The sequence below is a fragment of the Gilliamella sp. Imp1-1 genome, assembly GCF_001690415.1.
Classification (GTDB): domain Bacteria; phylum Pseudomonadota; class Gammaproteobacteria; order Enterobacterales; family Orbaceae; genus Gilliamella; species Gilliamella bombi.
Window position 1 is genome coordinate 22,668 of record NZ_LZHK01000036.1, and the last position, 25,368, is coordinate 48,035.

At 34.9% G+C, this 25,368-nt stretch carries 24 protein-coding genes, 3 tRNA genes and 2 pseudogenes; 8 read left to right on the top strand and 21 right to left on the bottom strand.

What is annotated here, in order from left to right:
- Positions 1-19: 19 nt before the first annotated feature.
- The 12 genes from prfB to recC form a co-directional block, all read right to left on the bottom strand.
- Positions 20-1,118 (bottom strand): peptide chain release factor 2 gene (gene prfB, locus A9G38_RS03190; RefSeq protein WP_141671713.1). Its coding sequence is split into 2 segments (ribosomal slippage): positions 20-1,042 and positions 1,044-1,118, totalling 1,098 coding nucleotides; the frame shifts between segments, so codons are not numbered across the junction.
- A gap of 189 nt (positions 1,119-1,307) precedes the next feature.
- A complete protein-coding gene (locus tag A9G38_RS03195) occupies positions 1,308-1,934 on the bottom strand; it encodes a Fe-Mn family superoxide dismutase (RefSeq protein ID WP_034910802.1) in 627 nt (208 codons plus the stop codon).
- A gap of 121 nt (positions 1,935-2,055) precedes the next feature.
- Positions 2,056-2,898 carry a VanW family protein gene (locus A9G38_RS03200; protein ID WP_034910804.1) on the bottom strand — a complete coding sequence of 281 codons (843 nt, stop codon included), beginning with the start codon at positions 2,896-2,898 and terminating at the stop codon, positions 2,056-2,058.
- Between the two features lie 34 nt (positions 2,899-2,932).
- Complete coding sequence (locus tag A9G38_RS03205; RefSeq protein WP_034910807.1) at positions 2,933-3,661, bottom strand: type 1 glutamine amidotransferase; 729 nt, start codon at positions 3,659-3,661, stop codon at positions 2,933-2,935.
- Positions 3,662-3,872: 211 nt separating this feature from the next.
- Positions 3,873-3,948: transfer RNA gene (locus tag A9G38_RS03210), tRNA-Asn, on the bottom strand.
- A 97-nt stretch (positions 3,949-4,045) separates the two neighbouring features.
- Positions 4,046-4,621: a YiiX/YebB-like N1pC/P60 family cysteine hydrolase gene (locus tag A9G38_RS03215; protein WP_034910810.1), complete on the bottom strand. Its 576-nt coding sequence runs from the start codon at positions 4,619-4,621 to the stop codon at positions 4,046-4,048.
- On the bottom strand, positions 4,605-5,192 hold the full coding sequence (locus tag A9G38_RS03220; RefSeq protein ID WP_051634174.1) for a biotin transporter BioY: 588 nt from the start codon (positions 5,190-5,192) through the stop codon (positions 4,605-4,607). Before A9G38_RS03220 ends, A9G38_RS03215 begins: the two co-directional genes overlap by 17 nt.
- A 160-nt stretch (positions 5,193-5,352) precedes the next feature.
- On the bottom strand, positions 5,353-5,985 hold the full coding sequence (locus A9G38_RS03225) for an MBL fold metallo-hydrolase (RefSeq protein ID WP_034910811.1): 633 nt from the start codon (positions 5,983-5,985) through the stop codon (positions 5,353-5,355).
- A gap of 4 nt (positions 5,986-5,989) precedes the next feature.
- Positions 5,990-7,393, bottom strand: a complete 1,404-nt coding sequence (locus A9G38_RS03230) for a DHA2 family efflux MFS transporter permease subunit (protein WP_051634175.1) — start codon at positions 7,391-7,393, stop codon at positions 5,990-5,992.
- A gap of 128 nt (positions 7,394-7,521) precedes the next feature.
- The gene (gene panS, locus A9G38_RS03235) at positions 7,522-8,487 is read right to left on the bottom strand and encodes a ketopantoate/pantoate/pantothenate transporter PanS (protein ID WP_051634176.1); all 966 of its coding nucleotides are present in this window, start codon (positions 8,485-8,487) and stop codon (positions 7,522-7,524) included.
- 67 nt (positions 8,488-8,554) lie between these two features.
- Complete coding sequence (locus A9G38_RS03240) at positions 8,555-9,334, bottom strand: TatD family hydrolase (protein WP_034910812.1); 780 nt, start codon at positions 9,332-9,334, stop codon at positions 8,555-8,557.
- A 14-nt stretch (positions 9,335-9,348) separates the two neighbouring features.
- Complete coding sequence (gene recC, locus A9G38_RS03245; RefSeq protein ID WP_034910813.1) at positions 9,349-12,573, bottom strand: exodeoxyribonuclease V subunit gamma; 3,225 nt, start codon at positions 12,571-12,573, stop codon at positions 9,349-9,351.
- A gap of 161 nt (positions 12,574-12,734) precedes the next feature.
- Between recC and A9G38_RS12545 the strand changes: the two are divergent.
- A pseudogene (locus A9G38_RS12545) lies at positions 12,735-13,189 on the top strand (transposase); the annotation flags it as partial.
- 96 nt (positions 13,190-13,285) lie between these two features.
- Complete coding sequence (locus A9G38_RS12200; protein WP_080702313.1) at positions 13,286-13,456, top strand: peptidoglycan peptidase; 171 nt, start codon at positions 13,286-13,288, stop codon at positions 13,454-13,456.
- A gap of 1 nt (position 13,457) precedes the next feature.
- On the opposite strand, the gene rnhB is transcribed toward A9G38_RS12200, so the two are convergent.
- The 4 genes from rnhB to fabZ are packed head-to-tail and all read right to left on the bottom strand — an operon-like array spanning position 13,458 to position 16,463.
- Positions 13,458-14,048, bottom strand: a complete 591-nt coding sequence (gene rnhB, locus A9G38_RS03250; protein ID WP_034910816.1) for a ribonuclease HII — start codon at positions 14,046-14,048, stop codon at positions 13,458-13,460.
- The gene (lpxB, locus tag A9G38_RS03255) at positions 14,042-15,193 is read right to left on the bottom strand and encodes a lipid-A-disaccharide synthase (protein WP_034910820.1); all 1,152 of its coding nucleotides are present in this window, start codon (positions 15,191-15,193) and stop codon (positions 14,042-14,044) included. Before lpxB ends, rnhB begins: the two co-directional genes overlap by 7 nt.
- Positions 15,193-15,972 carry an acyl-ACP--UDP-N-acetylglucosamine O-acyltransferase gene (gene lpxA / locus A9G38_RS03260; RefSeq protein WP_034910823.1) on the bottom strand — a complete coding sequence of 260 codons (780 nt, stop codon included), beginning with the start codon at positions 15,970-15,972 and terminating at the stop codon, positions 15,193-15,195. The genes lpxB and lpxA overlap by 1 nt, the downstream gene beginning before the upstream one ends.
- 44 nt (positions 15,973-16,016) lie before the next feature.
- The gene (gene fabZ, locus A9G38_RS03265; RefSeq protein ID WP_034910827.1) at positions 16,017-16,463 is read right to left on the bottom strand and encodes a 3-hydroxyacyl-ACP dehydratase FabZ; all 447 of its coding nucleotides are present in this window, start codon (positions 16,461-16,463) and stop codon (positions 16,017-16,019) included.
- Positions 16,464-16,691: 228 nt separating this feature from the next.
- Between fabZ and fkpA the strand changes: the two genes are divergently transcribed.
- From fkpA to tusC, 3 genes are read left to right on the top strand one after another with little or no spacing between them, the layout of a single operon-like run.
- Positions 16,692-17,480 carry an FKBP-type peptidyl-prolyl cis-trans isomerase gene (fkpA, locus tag A9G38_RS03270; protein WP_034910830.1) on the top strand — a complete coding sequence of 263 codons (789 nt, stop codon included), beginning with the start codon at positions 16,692-16,694 and terminating at the stop codon, positions 17,478-17,480.
- 4 nt (positions 17,481-17,484) lie between these two features.
- On the top strand, positions 17,485-17,850 hold the full coding sequence (gene tusD, locus A9G38_RS03275) for a sulfurtransferase complex subunit TusD (protein ID WP_442902856.1): 366 nt from the start codon (positions 17,485-17,487) through the stop codon (positions 17,848-17,850).
- A 14-nt stretch (positions 17,851-17,864) separates the two neighbouring features.
- Positions 17,865-18,218, top strand: a complete 354-nt coding sequence (gene tusC / locus A9G38_RS03280; protein ID WP_034910832.1) for a sulfurtransferase complex subunit TusC — start codon at positions 17,865-17,867, stop codon at positions 18,216-18,218.
- A gap of 246 nt (positions 18,219-18,464) precedes the next feature.
- Here tusC and nagE read toward each other — a convergent pair whose 3' ends face one another.
- Positions 18,465-19,955, bottom strand: coding sequence for an N-acetylglucosamine-specific PTS transporter subunit IIBC (nagE, locus tag A9G38_RS03285; protein WP_034910834.1), 1,491 nt, complete (start codon positions 19,953-19,955; stop codon positions 18,465-18,467).
- A 249-nt stretch (positions 19,956-20,204) separates the two neighbouring features.
- Here nagE and nagB point away from each other — a divergent pair, with 249 nt between their 5' ends.
- From nagB to A9G38_RS03300, 3 genes are read left to right on the top strand one after another with little or no spacing between them, the layout of a single operon-like run.
- Positions 20,205-21,011 (top strand): glucosamine-6-phosphate deaminase, encoded by an 807-nt coding sequence (gene nagB, locus A9G38_RS03290; RefSeq protein WP_034910836.1) that lies wholly within the window; start codon positions 20,205-20,207, stop codon positions 21,009-21,011.
- Between the two features lie 11 nt (positions 21,012-21,022).
- Entirely contained in the window at positions 21,023-22,165 is a 1,143-nt protein-coding gene (gene nagA / locus A9G38_RS03295) for an N-acetylglucosamine-6-phosphate deacetylase (RefSeq protein WP_034910839.1), read from the top strand.
- 36 nt (positions 22,166-22,201) lie between these two features.
- The gene (locus tag A9G38_RS03300; protein ID WP_034910842.1) at positions 22,202-23,431 is read left to right on the top strand and encodes an ROK family protein; all 1,230 of its coding nucleotides are present in this window, start codon (positions 22,202-22,204) and stop codon (positions 23,429-23,431) included.
- A 50-nt stretch (positions 23,432-23,481) separates the two neighbouring features.
- On the opposite strand, the gene asd is transcribed toward A9G38_RS03300, so the two are convergent.
- The 4 genes and pseudogenes from asd to A9G38_RS03320 form a co-directional block, all read right to left on the bottom strand.
- On the bottom strand, positions 23,482-24,585 hold the full coding sequence (asd, locus tag A9G38_RS03305; protein WP_034910847.1) for an aspartate-semialdehyde dehydrogenase: 1,104 nt from the start codon (positions 24,583-24,585) through the stop codon (positions 23,482-23,484).
- Positions 24,586-24,790: 205 nt separating this feature from the next.
- Positions 24,791-24,867, bottom strand: a tRNA-Pro gene (locus A9G38_RS03310).
- Between the two features lie 22 nt (positions 24,868-24,889).
- A tRNA-His gene (locus A9G38_RS03315) sits at positions 24,890-24,965 on the bottom strand.
- 123 nt (positions 24,966-25,088) lie between these two features.
- A pseudogene (locus A9G38_RS03320) lies at positions 25,089-25,367 on the bottom strand (L-serine ammonia-lyase, iron-sulfur-dependent, subunit alpha); the annotation flags it as partial.
- Position 25,368 lies beyond the last annotated feature (1 nt).

Here is a 25,368-nt window from a genome sequence, read left to right on the forward strand (position 1 = left end):
TTATTTATAACCAAGCGGTTTATAAACCTGCTTTTAAGCTTTCTTCAATAAATTGATCTAAATCGCCATCTAATACGGCCTGTGTATTACGAGTTTCAACTCCAGTACGCAAATCCTTGATACGCGAATCATCAAGTACGTAAGAGCGAATTTGGCTTCCCCAACCAATGTCAGATTTAGTCTCTTCCATTTGTTGTTTTTCAGCATTCTTTTTTTGCATCTCAAGCTCATACAGTTTTGCTTTTAACTGTTTCATTGCTTGATCTTTATTGCTGTGTTGTGAACGGTTATTTTGACATTGAGTAACAATACCCGTAGGAATATGAGTGATTCGTACAGCAGACTCAGTTTTATTTACATGTTGACCACCAGCACCTGACGCACGGTATACATCGATACGGAGATCGGCAGGGTTAATGTCGATATCAATATCATCATCAATTTCAGGATAAACAAATACAGAAGCAAACGAGGTATGGCGTCGATTGCCTGAGTCAAATGGACTTTTGCGAACTAGGCGGTGTACTCCAGTTTCTGTGCGTAACCAACCGTAAGCATAATCACCCGATACTTTAATCGTTGCCGATTTGATACCAGCAACATCACCATCCGATACTTCCATCACTTCAGTTGCAAAACCTTTTGATTCAGCCCAGCGTAAATACATCCTAAGTAACATTTCTGCCCAATCTTGTGCTTCAGTTCCCCCTGAGCCTGATTGGATATCTAAATAACAATCTGCACTATCATATTTACCAGAAAACATTCGTCGGAATTCAAGTCCAGCCAGTTTTTTCTCTAACTGTTCAAGTTCAAAATTAGCTTCATCGAAAGTATCTTGATCTTCAGCTTCAATAGCAAGTTCAAGCAAGCCTTCAACATCGTCAAGACCTTGAGCTAATGAATGAATAGTATTGATTATTTCATCAAGTGCAACGCGTTCTTTACCTAACGCTTGTGCTTTTTCTGGATCGGCCCATACTTCGGATTGCTCTAGCTCGGCATTGACTTCTTCGAGCCGTTCTTTTTTTAGATCATAGTCAAAGATACCCCCGAATCACGGCTGTGCGTTCGGTAAGTTCTGCTATCTTTGATTTAACTGGATTAATTTCAAACATGATTTAAATGGAGTTGCTCTGTTTTATGATTTATTAAACAAGCGTCCATTGTAGCGGATTTGGGCATAATTTAGCAATTGCCAATTACTATTTTTGACTTTGACTCAGTAAATAAAGCATTGCTCGAAAAGAAAAGATGGCGCACTAGGCGCCACTTTTTAAGGTGAAAAGAATATGAGTACAATCAAGTTATTTTTTTGCTTCAGCGTATAGCTCAGCAACTTTATCCCAGTTAACTACATTCCAAAATGCACCAATGTAATCAACACGGCGATTTTGATATTTCAAATAATAAGCATGTTCCCAAACATCTAGTGTTAAAATCGGCGTACCAGAAACACCAGCAAATTTTTCGCCCATTATCGGTGAATCTTGATTGGCTGTAGAAACAACTTCCAGTTTACCATTTTGTAATACTAACCAAGCCCAACCTGAACCAAATCGAGTTGCTGCCGCTGCTGCAAATTTTTCTTTAAATGCATCAACCGAACCAAAATCTTTTTCGATGGCCGCCTTTAGGTCGCCTTTTAGTTCAGTACCAACTTTTAATAGTTCCCAGAAAAGAGTGTGATTAACATGACCCCCTACGTTATTTTTAATACCCGTGATTTTGTCAGCAGGTACTTTATCTAAATTTTTTAACAAAGTGCTAGGGCAAAATTCTTTTAATTCAGCTGGCAAAGTTTCAAGAATGGCATTTGCATTGTTCACATAGGTTTGATGATGTTTATCGTGATGAAGATGCATAGTTTCAGAATCAATATAAGGTTCTAATGCATCATAAGCATAAGGTAATGGAGGTAAAGTATAAGCCATGAAATTTGCTCCTTTCATATATTAGGTATTATTAACTACTTTATTTCATGAGTATACGGGCTATTAGTATAGCTCTCAAACTATCACTTAGATAGTTAGTGACTATCTGTTATCAGAATGACTATTGCTTTTTCAATTCGTCTTCATTATTTGCTATAAATGGGGTATACATCATAATTGCGTGGTTTTCGCTGATGAGCTTTTCTTCAACATGGTTATCAATTAAATGTGTTTTACGTTGCCATATTTTATTATGTCTGGTATAACCTCCCCACCATTGTTGTTCAATACGATGATCGGTTTCTAGGATTTCATAATGATTACTTAAGGGGGTATCAGCAAGTAATTCGCCATGTAAATATTGATCATCAAGCCAAAGATTAAGCCGGTAAGTGCTATTGGTTTTATTGATTAACTGTAAATCTACATAGTTATAAGATAAGGTGGCGCCACAAGCAAAAGGAATCGTTCGATTAATATCGGGAAAAACATCAAAACTATGACGCCAACGTTCTACGATTGTAAGATCGGAGTGTAATACAATCCAATAAATCAAATTACCTAATTGGCATAATCCTCCACCAATATCTTTGCCTATCTGTCCATTATGTAATGATAGTCCTTCTAAAAATCCCCGTTTTTTGGATGGGCGTCCTACTTTTTGCCAGATCGAAAAACGTTGATTAGGCTTAATGATTGAACCATTAAGTTTTTCAATTGCTAATCTAAGATTAGTGATTTTGTTATATTGTAAATACATATCAACATCTTTTAGTTGTCTTAATAAAACAGACTGATGTTTTTTGTGAGAATAACAACATGTATTATTATTTATGTCGACAGTGCAATATGCGTTACGATGTCGCCACCAATCAAATTTTCGTTTTAAGATAAAATATTCTTTGCCTAATTTTAGCCTTAATTTACTGCGTTTTATCGGTTTATCGATAATAATATCCTGCATATTTTCCATTCCCTTATCGACAAGATATAATCAGTTATTTTTCTAAAGGTGACAGATAGCGTTGGCTTAACTTGTCGAGAAAAGTGAAAAGTTTTTGATTCATTTCAGTGTAATCATGAGAGCGAAGCTTATCAGGTGTATCGACAAAGCGGTATTTTTCTGCTTGGCTAAGTTCCTTTTGTGAATGGGTAATTAATAATTCGACTACTTCAGGTGTTAACTCCATATGGCATTGGAAACCATAAACAAATTTACTGTATGCAATGATTTGACGAGGACAACCTTCACTATACGCAATAATTTGAGCATCTTTGGTTAAACCTGGCATATCATTGTGCCAATGACCGACTTCTAATGTACTACCAAAATCAGTAAACAAAGGATTTGTTTTACCGATTTGAGTTAACATAATAGGGAATTTGCCAATTTCTTTTTCTGGGCTGTTGCTATAACTTGCCCCTAGAGCTTCGCCGATTAATTGTGAACCAAGACATACACCAATGACTACTTTCTCTGCTTTTATTGCAGATAAAATAATGGCTTGTTCTGCTTTAGAATCAAAATGAGCACATTCTTGTTTGGTCGTTGATGGTGACTGTGGACCGCCCATAACAATAAGAAAGTCGATATCATCAATGCTATTAGGAAGTGGTTCATTAAGGTAAACGCGAGAATAAGTTATAGTGTGATGATTATTTATCGCCCATTGTTCATAAGCTCCGGGCGCTTCAAAATCCTCATGAATAATAAAATGTATATGCATTAATAACTCCTTCTTGTCTATAAATATTATTATTAACATTATGATTTGATAAAATTTATATCAAAGGATATAAATTTATTTTTGAGTTATTATGAATAATTTATTTGCAATTGCAATACAGAATTTTGAACTAACACGATAAAAAACAGGTAAAAAGAAATTACTTAAAATATGAAACAACAGGGAAAGATAAATAAGAAAATCTGAAAATTGGCTCCTCCAACAGGACTCGAACCTGTGACATACGGATTAACAGTCCGCCGTTCTACCAACTGAACTATGGAGGAACCGAAATGTAGCGCGCATATTATAGATTTAATGGTGCTATGTCAATAGTTAAATTATTTTAAATGTTTTTTTGTGTAAAATTTCCTCCTTTTATTATCATTCAAGTGTTAGGATTGTCTTGAATAAATGGCGCTGTCTAAGTAATTGCTGTGGGTGCGATCCTAGTTCATGTTGTGGAATAATCTGATTTAGCTCGCGATAATAATCAACCCAATAAGATAAAATCTCATTTGTCGCTAAATCTTTAAAATTCATTGGATATAATGCGAAATAATCATTACCTTGCTCAGTTTTAAAGGCATAAGTAATTAGTTCACTACAATAAAACCCATCTGCATTGGGATGAAAGCTGTGATTGTAAGGTGAACCCAAGCATTTCTTTACCCGCCTTAATGCATTTTGAATAACAACTAAATCATGGATTCTACCAATGATATTGTGCTTAGCTGCACAAATAAAATTAGTCAACAATTGTTCAATTACGCCATAGTTTTGCGTTGCTTCAATAACGGTATTATTTCCAATATATAAACCAACATGATTAATACTTTTGGTTATTTCATCTATCTTTGGCAATGCACCTGAAAGGCTTACAGCGCCATTAAAAGCATTATTTTTTTTTAGGCTTTGGAAGATAATATCTCCACATTGGATATTATTGTTTTTTAGCACGATAGCGCCATAGCGAAAACATTACACAAGTTGCAATAATAAATTTAAGCGCATCCACACCAACAAATGGCAGATAACCCACTTTTAAAGCATCAATTAGCGTGATGTGTAAATAGCCCATTAAATAGACAACGCCAAATACAAATAACAATTGATGCGCACAAGCGAATGCAATTAAACCTAAAATAAAGTGACGATCATAACCTCTTTCTGCTGCAAACCCTGCTAAATAGGCACTAAATACATAGCCATATAAGTAACCTGAAGATGGTGATGCTAACGCCATGATTCCACCACTACCATTGGCAAATAGCGGTAACCCAATTGCACCTAAAATAAGGTATTGGATTATTGCTAATGCACCTAGTTTACGACCTAAAAAAGCACCAATTAACAATACAGCCAATGATTGTAATGTAAATGGAACAGGGTAAGTTGGAATACTAATGTTAGCGGCTAATCCTAAAAGTAATGCTGCACTTGTTGTGGTTAATAATTTACGTTGCCAAGAAGATAAATTTACAAGTGTAGTGATAAATGTTGGATAATACGAAGTCGGTTGAAGTTTCATTATTTTCTACCTTTTATATAAATAGTAGAACTATAATAGCGCAACTATTGCTATTGTAAACTCTTTTGTTTTTAATTAGTTTACATTGGAGTGTGTAAGATATAGGATATTTTTATCACACTCTAAAATAAAGAGTGTGATAATTAAAATAATTTGTTACTTAAACTAAGTAAGGATTACTAACTCGTTCATGACCAAAACTAGACATAGGTCCGTGGCCTGGTACAAAAATAAAGTCATCCCCAAGTGGTAATAATTTGTTAGTGATTGATGAAATTAAATCGGCATGGTTGCCTCGTGGAAAATCAGTTCTTCCTATACTACTTTTAAATAATACATCGCCGACAAAAGCCAGTTTATCCAAATGGTTAATAAAAACAATATGTCCCGGAGTGTGACCCGGGCAAAAAAGTACATCAAGTCTAATATTACCAACTTGAATCTGCTCACCTTCTTTTAACCACCGATCAGGCAAAAAGCTATCAGTATAAGGAAAACCGAATTGTGTACTTTGTTGTGGTAAACTTGTTAATAGAAATTCATCTTCTTGGCTTGGTCCAATAATCTTCACATCATAATGTTTAGCCAATATAGTTGCAGCACCAACATGATCCAAATGTCCATGGGTTAATAAGATCTGCTTAATATTAACGCCTAGCTTTTCAACCGCTTTTATAAGCAGTTCGGGTTCACCTCCGGGATCAATAAATGCACCTTCCATGGTTTGATCGCACCAAATGATGCTACAATTTTCTTGGAAAGCTGTAACTGGGATGATTTGGTACTGGAACATAGATTTATCTCCTTATTTCTTGCTGATGATTGGTTAGATTTTGTCCGTCTTCTTTTTTTAATTGTGCAAAAATAATGCTTGATAAAACGGTAATCATACCAAGTATAACAAATGTTAACTGAAATGAGTGAATAGTACTTGTTGTGGTGCTAATTAAGCGTAATAAAACAGCACCCAATCCGGTACCAAAACTAATTGCTAATTGTTGATTTACTGCCATTAAGCTATTGCCACTACTTGTATTGTCGTTTTCTAGATTAGCTAAGGTTATGCTATTCATGGCTGTGTATTGCATGGAGTTGATTCCACCGATACAAAATAGCAATAAACTGATAAGAATAAGTGGTGTCGATAAATTTAATACGGACATTAAAATAATCATTATGCCAGCTAAAATTGTATTAGTAACTAGTACGAAACGGTAACCTAAACGTGCTAAAATACGCGGAATAAAGATTCGAGTACAAATTGAAGCAATGGCCATTGGCATCAACATAATGCCGGCAAAAATAGCTGAATAACCAAATCCCACTTGTAATAATAGTGGAATAAGAAAAGGCACTCCTGATATACCTAATCTGCAAATTAAATTTCCGATAATTCCTATTTTGAACGTACGGATTTTAAATAGCGATAGTGGGAATAATGGAGTTTGTTTCTTTTTTGCATATTCACGATAAATAAATAAAAAAAGTAGACTAATTGTCGCAAGTAGTAATGGACAATAATATGTCTGATTTTGGTTTAAAATCTCTACACTCAAAGTGGCGCTAATAAAGCTAATAACAATAAATATAAAGCCTAATAGATCAAAAGGCATGTGTTGGCCTTTTAAGTTAGGCATGTATTTCCAACTAATTATTATACCTAAAATACCAATGGGTAAATTAATAAAAAACACCCAGTGCCAACTTACCATATCAACTAGATATCCTCCCAATACTGGTCCTAAAACGGGACCAATTAATCCAGGAATCGTGGCTGTATTTAACGCAGCTAAAAAATCACTACGCTTAAAAGATTTTATCAATACTAAACGTGATATAGGCACCATCATCGAGCCACCAACACCTTGGATCACTCGTGATATATCTAAAAAAATTAATGAATTAGATAAAGCGCAAAGTAATGAACCCAGTGTGAATAGTGAAACGGCCATCACAAAAATATTTCTAGTGCCAAATTTATCAGATAAAAAACCACTAACAGGAATAAATAATGCAAGGGTCAAAGCATAACTTATCACGGCTGATTGCATATTTAATGGGGACTCATTGAGGTCGTTAGCCATAGTGGGGAGGGCTGTATTTAATATCGAGGTATCAAGTGATTGCATAAAGAATGCAAACGCCGCAATCCACGGTAATATACGATAGACAAACGGTGGTAACTGTAATTCGCTATTCATTTTAATTTGGCCTAAAATTAATTTAAATGCTAGTGGAGCGGTTGGATATAAGTTCAGAAAATTAAGCTCTCTTACTTAGAGTTGATTAAGAAAGAGAGCTGATGAATGCTATTTTACAATATTATTTGTTAATGATTGGATTTTTTCTTATTCTTTACTGGTTTACCTTGCCAATAACCAGCCAGTAATGAACCTGAAATATTGTGCCAAACAGAAAATACTGCAGCAGGTAGAGCTGATAAAGCTGAAAAGTAGGTGGTGCCTAAAGTAGCTGCAAGGGCAGAATTTTGCATTCCTACTTCAAGTGACATGGTTCTGCAGGTTGATTCATCAAAACCAAATAAACGTCCTCCCCAGTAACCACCAAGCAATCCTAACGCATTATGAATCACAACTGCAAAAATAACAGTGCCCCCCACTTGGCCAATTTGAGTATAGCTACCTGCTACTACAATACAAATAATTAATAAAATACAAATCATTGATAAAAGTGGTAAAAATTGCTCACATTTTTTAACAATAGCATTTAAGAAATGGTGAACAATTAATCCTAATATAATCGGTATTAGTACAATCTGTACAATATGTACAAGCATTCCCCAAACAGGGACTTCAACTGTTGTTCCAACTAATAGTAGTGTTATCAGTGGTGTTATAACTACCCCCACAAGTGTCGAAACAGATGAAATTGTAACAGACAATGCAACATCACCTTTGGCAAGATAAATCATCACATTTGATGCTGTTCCGCTAGCTACGCTTCCAACTAACACCATGCCAACCAATAGTTCTGGTCTCATTGTAAACAGTTTTGATAAAATTAGAGCAGTTAACGGCATAACAATATAATGTAACAAAGTACAAATAACCACCGCTTTAGGTTTGGTGACTACACGTTTAAAATCATCAATACTTAATGTAACTCCCATGGTGAACATCACAAACATGAGTAATTGTGATGTATAGGGACGTATAGGTGTAAAAGTATCAGGAGAAAAATAGGCCATAACCGCACACAAAACTGCCCACAAAGGAAATAATCGGGTGAGGGAGGAAATAGATTGAGCAAATAGTTGATTCAATTGTCTAGCCATATAAACCTACTGTCGTTGGTTTACTAAAATAACTTCATAAAAATAGTAAATTTATTTTAGTTGCTTGTTAAATTTTTATTCTATTGATTCCACTAAATAGCGTCAAGGTATTTGTTAAAATTGTGTTAAGTATGTGTTCTGGTGATTCAGTGCGTAATTGTGTCAATATTTTAAAAACCTCAGTGATATATTCAGGGCGATTTGCTTGACCTTGACGCCCACTTAATGGCATGTCGGGCGCATCTGTTTCAAGTACTAGGCTGCTAAGTGGTAATTGAGCAATTGTATTGCGAGTTTTATTCGCACGTTCATAACTAATTACGCCACCTACACCAATATAATAACCCAGCTTAACAAATTGCATGGCTTGTTGATAACTACCTGAAAAACCATGTATTACGCCACAACAAGATAAGTTGGCCTTGTGTAATTCACGGTACATAATATCGTGCGCTTTGCGTGAATGTATTAAAACGGGCAAATCAAACTGTTTGGCAATTGTTAATTGCGACCTAAAAAATAATAATTGTTGTTGCCAATCGATACTTAAATCGTAGCGATCGAGCCCGATTTCACCAATGGCAACTAATTTTTTAGGTTTTGTTTTAACAATATTGGTTAATAGTTCTAAATCAGCCATAGTATGTTGATAGATAGGATGCAACCCCAAAGCGGCATAAAGTTCATGGTATTTATTCGTAAGTTGTAAAACAGCATCAAAATAGTTAGCACTAACTGCGGGTATAATTAACCCAACGATATTCGCTTGGCGAATCTTATTTATTGAATCAGCAAGAAAATCACTAAAAGGTGGAAAATCAAAATGACAATGTGTATCAATAAACATAATGCTAAAGCCTCTTATTCTGCCGTTGTTTGATGTAATAAAATTGGCAATAAAAATCGCTCAGCAGTAAATATAATTTGTTCAATCAGTGTATCGGTTAACTCAGGATAAAGACGAGTATAATAACTGTCACACTCGGCGGATTGGTTAAATCCGCCTTGCCATGAATTTAAAAGTTGATTGATAGCTCTTTCACTAGCGATAATCTGACCTGTTTTTTTATCATAAGCTGTAATTAACCAACTCCACGAACTTTTTAATGGCATTAATAATGGTTCATTGATCCCCTGCAAATAGCCTTCAACTAAATTAGTTAATATAGTTAAGGACAGATCTGCATTTAAATGTGAAAATCGCCATTCATTATCGTCCCGACCATACATACGACTTTGACTATCAATTTTATCAGGATTTAAAATGCAATAAATCAAATGATCAATCCACAACGAAATACCATCGCGAATCGAAAGCTTTGACGGTCGCCATGTCAATATACCATCGTCTTGAATGTGAGTTAACCAACCTTGTAATTGGTAATGTTGATCATTAGATGAAATGGTTAAATTAACTTCTTGCGTTGTCATAACTAAACGTTCTTGGTCAACTTTATTGGCCAAAGGTTGCAGTGATTCAAGTTGATTATCATAAATAATTTCACCAAACGCACCATCTGGTAAGTCACCTGTTAACGCTAATCGTTGATAGAAATCATCTGATTGTTGCGATCTATTGGCAATTAATTCATTTAAAATCTGTAAGTTTAATTGATAGCGCTTTAAGCTATCAAGATTAAAGTTTTCGGCATCTGGTAAGGTATCATCCATATAATTTATATAAAAATTAAACCGTTTTTGTAAAAATAGCCTAATAGAGTGCTGGTAAAATCGTTTTAATTCATCAAGATTAATATTATCTACACTAATAATTGGTATTTCACTAATAAATAACTGACTTTCACCTTGTTGCAATGCTGCAGGTAACCACTCATCGGCATAGCTTTTGGGTTCTTGTAAAAAATTTTTGGGGTTAAACGGTGTGCGTGTATGGTTTACACGTAAAAAATCTAAGCTATTTGTTGTAGTGCTATTTGTAGTACCATCTGTATTATTTTTATCCTTGCCATAATATTGGCCAATATATTCCCAAAACTCATCAACAAGTATAGAAGGGTAACGTTCACTATTATCTTTCATATCGCGACCAATATAACTGATATACAACTGTTTTTGCGCAGATAAAATTGCTTCTAAAAAAAGGTAACGATCATCTGTGCGACGGCTACGATCCCCTCGTCTTGGATGTTGTGCGATTAAATCAAAATCAAGTGGAAGAGACGTTCTTGGATAATCGCCGTCATTCATACCAAGTAAACAAACAACTTTAAATGGAATAGAACGCATTGGCATCATGGTACAAAAATTTATCTTACCAACTAAAAAACGATGCGCTAAATGATTTTGCTCTAAGCGTGATTGCATAGCATCATGTAGAATAGTGATAGAAATATTATCTGTATAACAAGCCGATAATCCACTATTAATCAGTTCTTGCCATTCTTCTTCGATCATCAATAAAATGGATTCACGTTGAACATTACTTACAAAAAAGTCATTGATTAATTCAAGGCAACAAGGTTGCCAATTAATTAGCGGTTTTTCTTCATTTAAGATAGCAAACCACTTACTTACAACTTTAATAAATTCGGCTAATTGGCCTATTAATTCGGCATCTAAACCTGTTGCACCATCATAAGGTAATATTTGTTGCCAACCGCCTTGTTCACTGTTCATCGTGTAACCGAGTAATAACCGCTCAAGCCCAAATAACCAACTATGTGCACTATCAAGTCCAAAACGAATGCCTGACTCAACAATCCAAGTTCGCAACAAGGTTAATTGAGATTCGTTAATAGCGAATTTTTCGGCAATAGCAGGGATTTCAAGTAAATTAAATAGTTCTTCTGCTGTAAATCGACTATTTGGAAAATTTAAAATGGCAAAAAAGCCTTGAACGATAGGATCGATATTTCGTGCTTTTTGATCTGAAATAGTAAAAGGTAAATAGCGCTTTTCAACAGCATTACCAAAGACGGCTCGAATATAAGGAACATACTTATCAATATCTGATACCATAACTATGCAATCGCGCAACTCCAGCGTAGGATCGGCATCAAAAACCGATAGCAGGTAGTCATACAATACCTCAACTTCACGTTGTTCACTATGGCAGGCATGAAACGAAATCGACTTATCTGTTACGGCAAAAGTTTTATTATCAAAATCGGTTTGATACAGTTCTAAAATATCTTGCTGAATAGCATGTAATAGACAAGAACGATCCTGATCGGCAAACGCTTCAATATCTTGCTTATTATTAAATTCTTGTAACAAAAATAGATTATCACGCCCAAGTTTTCCCCATGAGGTTAATAGAGGATTGGGTATTTTATCGGGTGTATTTAATATATCTGACAACTGTTTTTCAGCAATATCGCCCCAATACCATTTACACGGATTATTAAACATTAAATGGACATCAATATGTTGCCCAAGTGCTGAAAGTAGCGAAAGATAAATAGGAGGAAGAGAAGTAATACCAAAAATAAAAATACGGTTAGGTAATGCATCTAAACGTGAACGTTCAAAGTTATTATTTAATAACATTTCAAGCATTTGTTGATAAATATTAGCGCGATGATAAGGTTGGCTAATTGATATTAGTTTTCGCCACAACTCCGCTTGCCACGTTTCATCAGAATGATGATTCAATTCGGCAACAGTCTGGTTTGCCTCCCATTTTGCTAGCCAATCTGGACGGTAAACTAAATATTGGTCAAATAATCGTGCAATACGCGTTGCAAGCTGATACCGTTTTTTATCTTGCTTATCAATATCAAGATAATGTTTAAGCGCGCTAAACTCAGGTTGTTTAATAACTTGAGGTAACAAATAATACAAACGCCAACTCATTGATTCAACATTAAAGCTATTTTCAATTGGCGCCTCTGGTAACAAGACTTGATAAAGTTGCCAAATAAACTGAGTTGGAAAAAGAAAATCAACATTAGCCACGATACCAAGTTCATCCGCTAACGCAATTTGCAACCATTGTGCCATGCCTTGACTTTGCACCATAACAACATCAGGTGTAAATACATCATCTAATGGTTGCCTGCGCATCAATTCACTCAATAATGTTTTGAGTAAATCGACTTGATTTGAATGATAAATGGTAAACATAACAACACTAATTATTAGTAAGATTGGGTTAAGATTATCGCTGATCGTTATTAATAAATCTAGTTGCTATTCTAGTATCAATTTTATAAGTAAGATAGCCATTAACGAGTAATAATGAATGGGGGTTTATCTTTGATGGTAATTTTTTAAATGGCATAATGACATTTGAAGGAATACTGTTCCGAATGAGAACGGGTATTCCTTGGCGAGATTAATCAACTATATTTGGTTAATGGAATACAGTCTATAGACGTTTTAATTTATGGTCTAGAAAAGGCATATTAATATATTATCAAAAAATTATTAAGTATAGCTAATCTCGAATGGGCTTTCCTCGATGATTCTATTATACGAGCGCATCAACATAGCTCAAAATGCAGCAACTCAGCATTAAGAACAGATAGGAAAAAGCTATGGAGGAAACTCAACTAAAATCCACCTTTCTGTTAATAGCATGGATTGATATCTGTATAAATATCGCCATTTAATTGAAAATGCGTTTGACTGAATTAAGCAGTATCGTTCAATTTCAAAAAGATATGATAAATTAGAAAGCAATTATGCCTGCATGTTATTGCTGGTATTTATACTTATGTGGCTACCAATGTATTATTGATTAATATATGAACACAAAAGTTCAACAGACCCTAATAGCGAAATTGCTAAATAAAAACAAGTAGTTTGGAAAATAATTTATGATAAGGCACTTAAATTGAAAATTGGCCAATTACAAACTATCAAAGATTTTAATCTTTCATCGTCTGCCGTGAAGAAGAAATTGAAAAAATGTTATGGAAACAAAATTCCTTATCAAGAAATGGTCATTTTACCAGTTTCTATTTTTAACTCACCATTGCTGACAACGGTTGATAAACAATCGTGAATTAAAATAATGTTAAACTCTTAACTGGTCCAAAACTTTTACGGTATAAATGATTAATACCATGTTCCTTTATTGCAGCTAAATGCGCTTTAGTTGGATAACCTTTGTGTTTAGCAAGTCCATACTGTGGATATAATTTATCAAGCTCAACCATTTCACGATCGCGTGTAACTTTAGCTAAAATAGACGCAGCACTGATTTCTGGCACTAATAAATCGCCTTTAACTACAGCTTGTGTTTGTATACCAAAATCGGGGCAACGATTACCGTCAACTAATACAAAATTGGGGTTAATAGGTAATTTAGATACAGCTCGCTGCATAGCAAGCATGGAAGCATGTAATATATTTAATTTATCAATTTCGTCCACAGATGCTCTTGCAACACTCCAAGCTAAAGCATCTTGTTTGATAATATCAAATAGATGTTCTCGTTTTTTTTCGGTTAGTTTTTTAGAATCAGTTAAGCCTTTAATGGGCTTGTTAGGATCTAAAATAACTGCAGCGGTAACAACATCGCCACAAAGTGGACCTCGCCCAACTTCGTCAACACCTGCAATTAAAGTGACATCTGGATAGGTAAACTCTAACAATGTGGCTCCTTTAATACATCAAGTACAGCTTTAGCAGCTTGTTCATCAGCATTACAACGAATTTGATTATGCAAAGATAAAAATGTCTGTTTTAGTTCTGAATTATCTCCCTCTAAAAAAGGGATAATACGATTGGCAATATTTTCTGGTGTGCAATCTTGTTGCAACAATTCAGGTACAATCTCTTTACCGGCTAAAATATTAGGTAAAGACACATAAGGCGTTTTAATTAATTTTTTAGCTAACCAAAAAGTTAATGCTTTCATTTTGTACCCAACTACCATTGGGCACTTAGCTAACATACATTCTAATGCCACAGTCCCCGATGCTAAGATTGCTGCATTACTCGCAATCATCGCTTCACGGGCTTGACCATGTAGTAACTGTATTTTAAGTTCTGGTGCAACTTGAGCTTTGATTTGTTCAAATTCTTTTTGTCTTTTAGCATTAACTAAAGGTACTAGAATATGTATATTAGGATAACGCTCTCGTAATAGCTTTGCTGCTTTTAAAAAAGGTGCTGATAATAATGTCACTTCAGCATGACGGCTACCCGGTAATAATGATAAACAAAGGCTATTTAAGGGAACACCTAATTGTTGACGCATAGCTGTTTGATCTGGATTTAAAGGAATATCATCCGCCATCTTATGCCCAATAAAGCGACAAGGAACATCAAACTTATCATAAAAGACTTTTTCAAAAGGTAAAAAGGCTAAAATAAGATTAGTATTACGCTTAATTTTGAAAACGCGTTTTTGCTTCCAAGCCCAAACAGATGGACTAACATAATGAATTGTTTTAATGCCAGCTTGCTTTAATTTTCCTTCTAGGGAAAGATTAAAATCGGGAGCATCAACACCAATAAATATATCGGGCTTGAGTTTAACTAGGCGTTTAGTGATATCTCGGCGAATAGATAAAATACGGCGTAATCGCCCCAATACTTCAACAATTCCCATGACCGATAATTCATCCATTTCGTACCAAGCTTTACAGCCTTCGGCTTGCATTTTCGGACCCGCTATACCTACAAATTCAATATTAGAATGGTAATTTTTTAGCGCACAAATCAATCCTGCGCCAAGAATATCGCCCGAGGCTTCTCCAGCGACTAATGCAATGACTAGTGTTTCATTAGCCATTAACGGATGATGCCACGCGTTGAACGGGCAAAAAAGTCAATAAACAATTGGATTTCAGAGTGTTGTTTGGCAATGGTTTCAATTTCAACTTTTGCCTCTTCAAACGTTAAGCCATTTCGATAAAGGATTTTATAACTATTGCGAATCGCCTGCAAAGCATCTTTGCTAAACCCTCTACGTTTTAAGCCTTCATAATTTACGCCATGAGGTGTTGCATGATTACCTTGGGCAATAACATAAGGCGGAACATCCTGAGCAACACCTGAACAACCACCAACCATAACATGTGATCCGATCACACAAAATTGATGAACGGCAGTCATTCCGCCAATAATTACATAATCATCTAATTGAACATGCCCACCTAAAGTGGCATTATTTGCTAAAATACAATGATCACCAATATGACAATCGTGAGCAATATGTGCATTAATCATCAATAAATTATCACTACCAATTCGCGTTAATTCACCACCTTGAACAGTGCCACGGTGAATAGTTACGCTTTCACGAATCATATTACGATCGCCAATTTCAGTGCGTGTTGGCTCTCCACGATATTTTAAATCTTGGTTTACCTCACCAATCGAAACAAATTGATAGATTTGGTTATCTTTACCAATTTTTGTGTGACCATTGATAACAACGTGTGATTTTAAAAAAGTACCGTCACCAATTTCAACATTCTCACCAATAAAGCAAAACGGACCAATTCTGACGTTATCGCCAATTTTTGCTCCCTTTTCAATCACTGAGCTTGGATGTATCTCCATTGCCATAATTATTCCTTAATACTGTTTTTGGGGGAAATGCTAAAAAACGATTATTTACGGGCACACATCATTTCAGCTTCACAAACTAACTTACCATCGACAGTTGCAACACCATGGAATAATGCAATACCACGACGTTCTTTAATATATTCAACATCGAGCATAAGCTGATCTCCTGGCACTACAGGGCGTTTAAAACGTGCTTTATCAATGGAAGCAAAATAATAAAGTTGACCTGGTGATAGCTCTTCAATACTTTTGAAAGCCAATATCCCAGTCGCTTGAGCCATTGCTTCTAAAATCAAAACACCAGGGAAAATGGGTTTATTTGGAAAGTGCCCCTGAAAAAATGGCTCATTCACAGTAACATTTTTTATCGCTTTTAGTGTTTTACCTTTCTCGTAACTAAGAACTCTATCAACCATTAAAAACGGATAACGATGAGGTAACAGGCTGATGATTTCTTCAACATCAAGGGTATTAAGTTCGGTAGTCAAAATAGCTATCCTTATACATTATTACTATAAATTTTTAACATTATAACTGAGGATACCACTTTCACTCAAGGATGATTTAAATTGCAAAAGATGCTTTCCTTAATATATTATCAATGGATTACTATAAATTTATAAAATAAATGATTTGTAAACCCTTATTATCTTATATCAAATCAGATATAATAACCAAGATAATTACCCAAAAAGTTTATAATCTGGAGAAGTAGAATGAAATCATTGATTAAAATGACGTTAGTAAGCAGCGTAATTGTATTAACATTAGCTGGTTGTGATGAGAAAAATTCATCAAATAAAGTAACAATTTCAACTAATGCACAAAAAGAAGCATATGCATTAGGTTCATCATTTGCAACATACATGAAGTCAAATTTAGAACAAAATGAAATTAAACCAGACCAAGAATATTTAATCAGTGGCTTTAATGAAACTTTCCGAGATGCCTCTCAACTTTCAAAAGATGAAGTGAAAACCATCTTAGATGAATTTGGTAAAAGAATCCAAAAAGAAAGCAAAGAGCGTTTTGAAAAAGAAAAAACTGAAAATACAGCATCTGGTGAGAAATTCCGTGCAGAATTTGCTAAACAAGATGGAGTAAAACAAACAAAATCAGGGTTACTTTATCAAATCATTCAAGAAGGTTCTGATCGTCATCCAACAGCTCAAGATACAGTTATTGTTCATTATACAGGAACTTTAACTGACGGACGTAAATTCGATAGTTCTTATGATCGAGGTGAACCAGCAACATTTCCACTAAATGCTGTTATCAAAGGTTGGACAGAAGGAATTCAATTGATCGGAATTGGCGGAAAAATCAAACTTGTTGTACCACCTGATTTAGCTTATGGTGACCAAAGTCTTCCTGGTCAAGAAGGTAAAGCTGGAATCCAACCTGCATCAACTTTAATTTTTGAAGTTGAATTGCTTGGCATTGATGGGGATAAAAATGATAAAAATCAAGAGCCAGCTCAAAATCAAGAACAACAAGCTAACTAACTTGATTGATTCATTGAGTTATACTCTTGTTGTTATGGGTCCTGCTTATGGGGCCCAATCTGCTTATTGTGCATATCAATTTGCACAAGTTTTACTGTCACAGACTCCTCATACCATTAAAAATATCTTTTTTTATGCTGATGGTGTTTATAATGGCAACAGTTATACTGATCCCGCTAATGATGAATTCGATTTAATCTCTGCATGGCAGGAATTAGCAAAAACATACCCTTTAACTTTAACTGTTTGTGTTGCTGCCGCTCAGAGGCGTGGCGTTATTAAAAATAATCTCGCGGATTATTTTCACTTAACGGGCCTTGGAGAACTAAGTGAATCAATTGCAACAACAGATCGAACTATTCAGTTTTAACTTAAGATACTGAAATGAAAAAATTAGCAATTATTATTAGCTCACCACCTCACGGAAATGCCAAAGGCCGAGAGGCTCTTGATATAGCATTGGCTACATCAGCTATTAACCATATTTCTGTTTTTTTTATTGATGATGGTGTATTCCATTTATTACCAGAACAACAACCCCATAAAATTTTAATGCGTGATTATATTGCAACTTTTAATATGCTTGAGCTTTATGATATTGATGATGTGTACGTATGTGAATCTTCACTCAAATCGAGAAATCTAATTCAAATACCTCATAATATTCCTAGTAAAGTCATTAATAATCAGTTATTAACTCAATTATTAACTCTTCAAGATGTAATTTTTCGATTCTAATTCTAGACTAAAATACAACATGTTACACTGCGATAATAGGCATTATACCTAAATAAAAATCGTTCAATAAGACTATTTGTTTTATTTGATTTTTCTAATTATTTATAAATACATTCTAGTATTTATAAATAAGCTAATAGTATTTTGTATATGATTAAATCAAATAAATAATCCACTCTATTTTTTCACTATACTTAAATAGGAGTGGATTATGGTTTAATTTGATTTAACTCTTATTTTAATTAACTAAACTAACTTTTTCATTTGATCTGCAATCTTTTCTGCTTGCTGACCAACCACAATTTGTACCCCTGTTTTACCTAATTTTATTACGGCCATTGCACCAAGTGCTTTAGCAGCTTGTTCATCAATAAGCTCAGAATCATTAACGCCTAAACGCAAACGTGTAATACAAGAATCAATATTGGTTAGGTTTTCCTTACCTCCAACAACTGCTAAATATTGCTCTGCAAGTTTTGTTGTATCTGTATTTCCTTGCGTTGATTTTTCCGCTTCACTTTGGGTTGTTTCTACTTCATCTTCACGACCTGGTGTTTTAAGATTAAATTTCACAATAACAAAGCGGAATGCAACATAATAAACAACAAAGAACACTAAACCTTGAAGTATAAGCATATACCAATGTACAGCAAGTGGATTACGACTAGAAAGTAGCATATCAACTAAGCCAGCACTAAAACCAAATCCCGCAATCCATTGCATCGCTGCGGCAATATAAAGAGAAATACCGGCTAAAATAGCATGTAAAACATAAAGTAATGGCGCAACAAACATAAACGCAAATTCTAACGGTTCAGTAACGCCAGTAAAGAATGCAGCAAATGAAGCGGCTAACATAATTGATGCTGTTTTGTCCTTATTACCTTTTTTTGCTGTATGATACATAGCTAGCGCAGCTCCCGGTAAGCCAAACATCATAATTGGGAAGAATCCAGCTTGGTAACGCCCCGTAATACCAATTGTAGCTAATCCATCATCAATTGACTTTTGTCCACCTAAAAAAGTTGGAATATCATTAATACCTGCAACGTCAAACCAAAAAACAGAATTAAGTGCATGATGTAAACCAACAGGAATTAATAGACGATTGAAGAACCCATAAATACCAGCACCCACTGAACCTAAATCTTTAATATATTTACCAAAAGCAACTAATGCATCATAAATAGATGGCCAGATAAAATATAAAACAGCAGAAACCAATAACATAACTATCGATACGATAATAGGCACTAGCCTTTTACCACTAAAAAATGCTAATGCTTTATGTAATTCCACTTGACTAAAACGATTGTAAAGTTCAGCTGAAATAATACCAACGAGAATACCAATAAATTGGTTATTTATTTTTTGGTATGCAGCAGGAACTTTTTCTAACCAATTTTCTGCTTTTGTATCAATACCACTAAATAGTGCAATCGAACTAGGAGACAGTAAAGTTGTAACCACTAAAAAGCCAACTAACCCAGCAAGTGCGGCTGCACCATCTTTATCTTTAGACATGCCATAAGCCACACCAATAGCAAAAAGTATTGGCATATTATCAATAATTGCTCCGCCAGATTTAATTAAAAAAGCGGCTACAATACTATTTTGCCCCCAACCATTAGGATCGATCCAATATCCAATTCCTAGTAGTATTGCAGCAGCTGGTAGAACTGCCACAGGTACCATCAATGAACGCCCGATACGTTGCATATAAGCTAAAATTCCCATAAGTTTAACCTCATATAGTTATTAGGGGTATATAATAAAAAGTAATAAAATTTTACATCTTTAAGTGATGATAATTAAGTATTATTATTCCACTCTATATTATTTATTTTACTTCGCAAATTAATTATTCTTTTTTTGTGATTTAAATCACCATTTTTTTTGATTAATTAGTTTAATATAGTAAAATAAAGACAACATATTTTATTTCAAGAAAAAAGTTTTTAATTATATCACAAGAGGTAACAGCACATGAGACTTATTCCCTTAGAAAATGCACAAGAAGTCGGTGCCTGGGTTGCACAGCGCATTGTTAATAAAATTAATGAGTTTAAACCTACCGCAGATCGTCCATTTTTATTGGGGCTGCCAACAGGTAGTTCACCATTAGTTATGTATCAACAATTGATTAAACAATATAAAGCAGGTAACGTCAGCTTTAAACATGTTGTAACCTTTAATATGGATGAATATGTTGGTATTCCAGAAGAGCATCCACAAAGCTACCACACATTTATGTACGAAAATTTTTTCAATCATATTGATATTGATAAAAACAATATCCATATATTAAATGGTAATGCGCCAGATATTGATCAAGAGTGCCGTCAATATGAAGCGAAGATCAAAGCTTACGGCAAAATTAATATCTTTGTTGGGGGGGTGGGTCAAGATGGACATATCGCTTTTAATGAACCAGGATCTTCACTTTGTTCACGTACACGCATCAAAACATTAACTGAAGATACACGCATTGCTAATTCTCGCTTTTTTGATAATGATGTGAATCAAGTACCAAAACATGCGTTAACCATTGGTGTTGCAACTTTAATGGATGCACAGGAAGTTATTTTATTAGTTTGTGGTCATAACAAAAGTTTAGCATTACAAGCTGGTGTTGAAGGGTCTGTTAATCACCTTTGGACTGTCACTGCACTACAAATGCATCCTGCATCAATTATTGTTTGTGATGAACCAAGTACTGATGATCTTAAAGTGAAAACACTAAAATATTTTAAACAAATGGAAGCTGATAATCTTAAAGTGACCGTTTTATAAAGGATAATTCAATGTATGCATTAACAAATTGCCGTTTTTATACAGGTTATGAGATCCTTGATAACCACGCTGTTATTATTGATGGAGATAAAATTACAAAAGTCTGTAAACAAAACGAATTACCTACAGATATCAAAATTGAAAATTTACAAGGTGCACTTGTTGCACCTGGATTTATTGATATCCAAGTTAATGGTTGTGGTGGTGTGCAATTTAATGAAACGCTTGATGCACTGTGCGTTGAAACATTAGAAGCCATGCAGGCCACAAATCTTATTTCTGGCTGTACTAGCTATTTGCCTACATTAATTACATCAACTGATGAATTTATGATAAAGGCAGTTAAAGTGATGCGTGAATATTTGACCTTGCATCCTAACCAAGCACTAGGTTTACACCTTGAAGGACCTTACATCAATCCTGAAAAGAAAGGTATTCATGACGAAAATATTATCCGCCAACCATCGCAAAAAATGATTGATTTTCTATGTAAAAATGCTGATGTAATTAAAATTATAACTTTAGCACCAGAAAAAGTTGAAAGTCATTTCATTAAGCAATTGGTTAACGCAGGTATTCATGTATCTGTTGGGCATTCGAATGGTCACTACGATGATTGTCGTCGTGGATTTAACGATGGCATTCGTTTAGGTACTCACCTATTTAATGCCATGCCTTATATTTCTGGACGCGAACCTGGCGTAGTTGGCGCAATTTATGATGAACCTGAAGTTTATGTAGGCATTATTGCTGATGGTCAACATGTCAGTTGGGCAAATATTCGCAATAGTCACAAAATAAAACAAAATCATTTAATTTTAGTTACTGATGCAATGTTACTTGCAGGTTCTAATTTAGAATCAGGCGTATTTGCAGGCAAAACCATTTATTATAAAGATGGCCGCTGTATTGATGAAAATGGCACACTTGGTGGTTCAGCATTAACTATGATTGATGCAGTAAAAAATGCTGTTGAATATGTAGGTATTGCATTAGATGAAGCATTAAGAATGGCAACACTTTATCCTGCCAAAGCAATCGGTGTGGATAAAGATCTTGGTAGTATTTGTGAGGGTAAAATTGCGAACCTTGTTGTATTTAATCGTGACTTTACAATAATTAAAACTATTGTTAATGGAGAAGTGAGTCGCTAGAATATCAGATAGTTAATGAAAAATATTGAGTAATATATGAAATTTAATTATCTGAACTTAGTTGGCAACGCTGAATTAATCAAACAGCTAAATTATGCAATGATTTACCGTTTGATTGTTCAGCAAGCACCTGTTTCTCGTATTCAATTGGCCGAAATCAGCCAATTAGCCCCTGCAAGCATTACCAAAATAACCCGTCAACTTCTTAAAAAAAAATTAATTAAAGAAGTTGATGCACAACAATCAACGGGGGGACGGCCTGCAGTTTCAATCGAAGCTAAGTTTGAATATTACCAAGCAATTGCCGTACAATTAAGTCGATCTCACGTCACAATAGAGCTTTTTGATTTAGGGGCTAAATGCCTTATGTCAAAAAAATGCTCACTTACCAATTTTACTCAACAACAAGTTCAAGATTATCTAATTATATTAATTAAAGAATTTATTCAGTTGAATAGCAAAAAAATAAAACATTTAGTTGCAATATCTATTGTACTCCCTGGCTTGATTGACTCAGTTAATGGCATTGTTCGATACACCCCACATATTCAAGTAGAAGAATGGGCTTTAGGCGAGATACTGCAAAAGGAATTCAATGTATCTATTTTTGTAGGAAATGATATTCAAAGTCTAGCATTAGCTGAAAGTTATTTTGGTTCAACACAACATGTTGATGATTCTATTTTAATCCGTGTACATCGCGGGGTAGGCTCTGGTGTTATCGTTAATCAACAGTTGCTTACAAACCACAATCAAAGCGCTTGTGAAGTTGGGCACATTCAAGTAGATACATTAGGTGAACGTTGCCATTGTGGTAACTTCGGCTGCTTGGAAAACAGAGTTGTAAATAAAGCAATTGAATACCGAGCTAAACAGATGATTGAGCAAGGTTATGCATCAAAGTTAATATTAGAAAACTGTGATATATATCATATCTGTCAGTATGCTAATCAAGGCGATGAACTAGCTATTAAGTTAGTTAAGGATGCAGGTGAAAATCTTGGTAGAGCAGTTGCAATTATGGTTAACATCTTTAACCCTCAACGAATTGTGTTAGCAGGAGAACTTACCAAGTCGCCCGAAATACTATTAACTGCTGTTAATAGTGCATTAAATGCTCAAAGTTTAGAGGGATTACGGAAAAACCTGACTATCACTTGTTCTTCCCTTAACGATAGCTCAGCAATTGGCGCATTTGCATTAGTGCAGCAAGCTTTATTTAATGGATCACTATTAGTGGCGTTGTTGAATGATAAAGAACCATAATCTATTGTTATAAAAAACCGATAAATCGGTTTTTTATATTTTATTTTTAATTAGGCCAAAATGCATAACATTCTACGTAATGGTTCAGCCGCCCCCCATAATAATTGGTCACCAACAGTAAAAGCCGAAAGGTAATCTTTGCCCATATTCAATTTACGTAAGCGCCCAACAGGTGTTGTTAAAGTGCCTGTTACTGCTGCAGGGGTAAGTTCACGCATCGAAAGATCACGATCATTCGGCACGACTTTTACCCAATCATTATGAACTGCAAGCAGTTTTTCAATTTCAGGAACGCTGATATCTTTTTTCAATTTAATGGTAAAAGCTTGGCTATGACAACGTAGTGCTCCAATACGAATACAAAGCCCATCAACCGGAATAACTTGATTGGTACCTAAAATTTTATTGGTTTCGGCTTGCCCTTTCCACTCTTCTTTACTTTGTCCATTATCTAGCGCTTTATCGATCCAAGGAATTAAACTTCCTGCTAATGGCACACCGAAATTATCAGTTGGTAAACTACCATCACGCATTTTTTGGGTCACTTTTCTCTCAATATCTAAAATAGAAGAATGGGGATCTTGTAACTCTTTTGCCACCTCAGCATTTAGCATCCCCATTTGGGTGAGCAATTCACGCATATGACGTGCGCCACCACCAGAAGCAGCTTGATAAGTTGAAACGGAAATCCAATCAATAAGGTTTTCAGCAAATAAACCACCAAGAGACATTAACATTAAGCTTACAGTACAGTTACCACCTACAAAGGTTTTAATACCTTTATCTAACGCAGTATCAATGTTATCTTTGTTCACTGGATCAAGCACGATAATTGCGTCATCTGCCATACGTAAAGTCGATGCTGCATCAATCCAATAACCCTGCCAACCTGTTGCACGTAATTTTGCGTAAATCTCTGAGGTATAATCACCACCTTGGCAAGTGACAATAATATCTAATGCCTTTAAAGCATCAATATTATCTGCGCTTTGTAATATACCTGTTTTTCCACCGAAGATAGGAGCTGCTTGACCTACTTGAGAAGTAGAAAAGAAAACAGGATTAATATAATCAAAATCGTGTTCTTCAACCATACGTTGCATAAGAACAGAACCTACCATTCCACGCCATCCTACAAAACCAACATTTTTCATAATTTATTCCCAATAAATAGAGGTTATATAAAGAGATATTTTTATCTATTAAAACAAAATATCACCATAAAACAAGTAAGATAAGAATAATTTTTGTAGGTAGGAATATAATAACATGCCGTTATATATTAAAAAGACAAAACAAACACAATAACGAACAGAAAAACAAAATCTCAACTAAATGAACGAGCTTTTTATTTAAAAATGGTCGGCGAGAGAGGATTCGAACCTCCGACCCACTGGTCCCAAACCAGTTGCGCTACCAAGCTGCGCTACTCGCCGTTAGATTTTATATTTCATAAAATGGGGTGGCTAATGGGATTCGAACCCACGACAACTGGAATCACAATCCAGGGCTCTACCAACTGAGCTATAGCCACCATAGAAGTAGGACGAAATATTACGCATAAAAAATAACATTGTCCAGTAATTTTTTTTAAAAATATGCTGATTGCTTATATTAAAATCGCTAAAAGCCTAATATTTTAGCGTTAAGCAAATATTTATGTTTTATGCGACATGATATCAATAATCTGTGTGTCAATTATTTTCATACTTTGACTAACAATTGCACCAAGATTATTGATTGATGTTTCCACGCTATCACAAACAATACCTTCTTTACCTGTCACTCTAACTTGGCTTAATGCCATTAATACTGCTTTAAATCCAGAAGATACTGAAGTTGATACTTTCATTGCGCAACTGTTTGAAGCGCCATCACAAATAATACCAGATAAATCGCCAATCATACTACAAATAGCCATACCAATAGGCTCATGA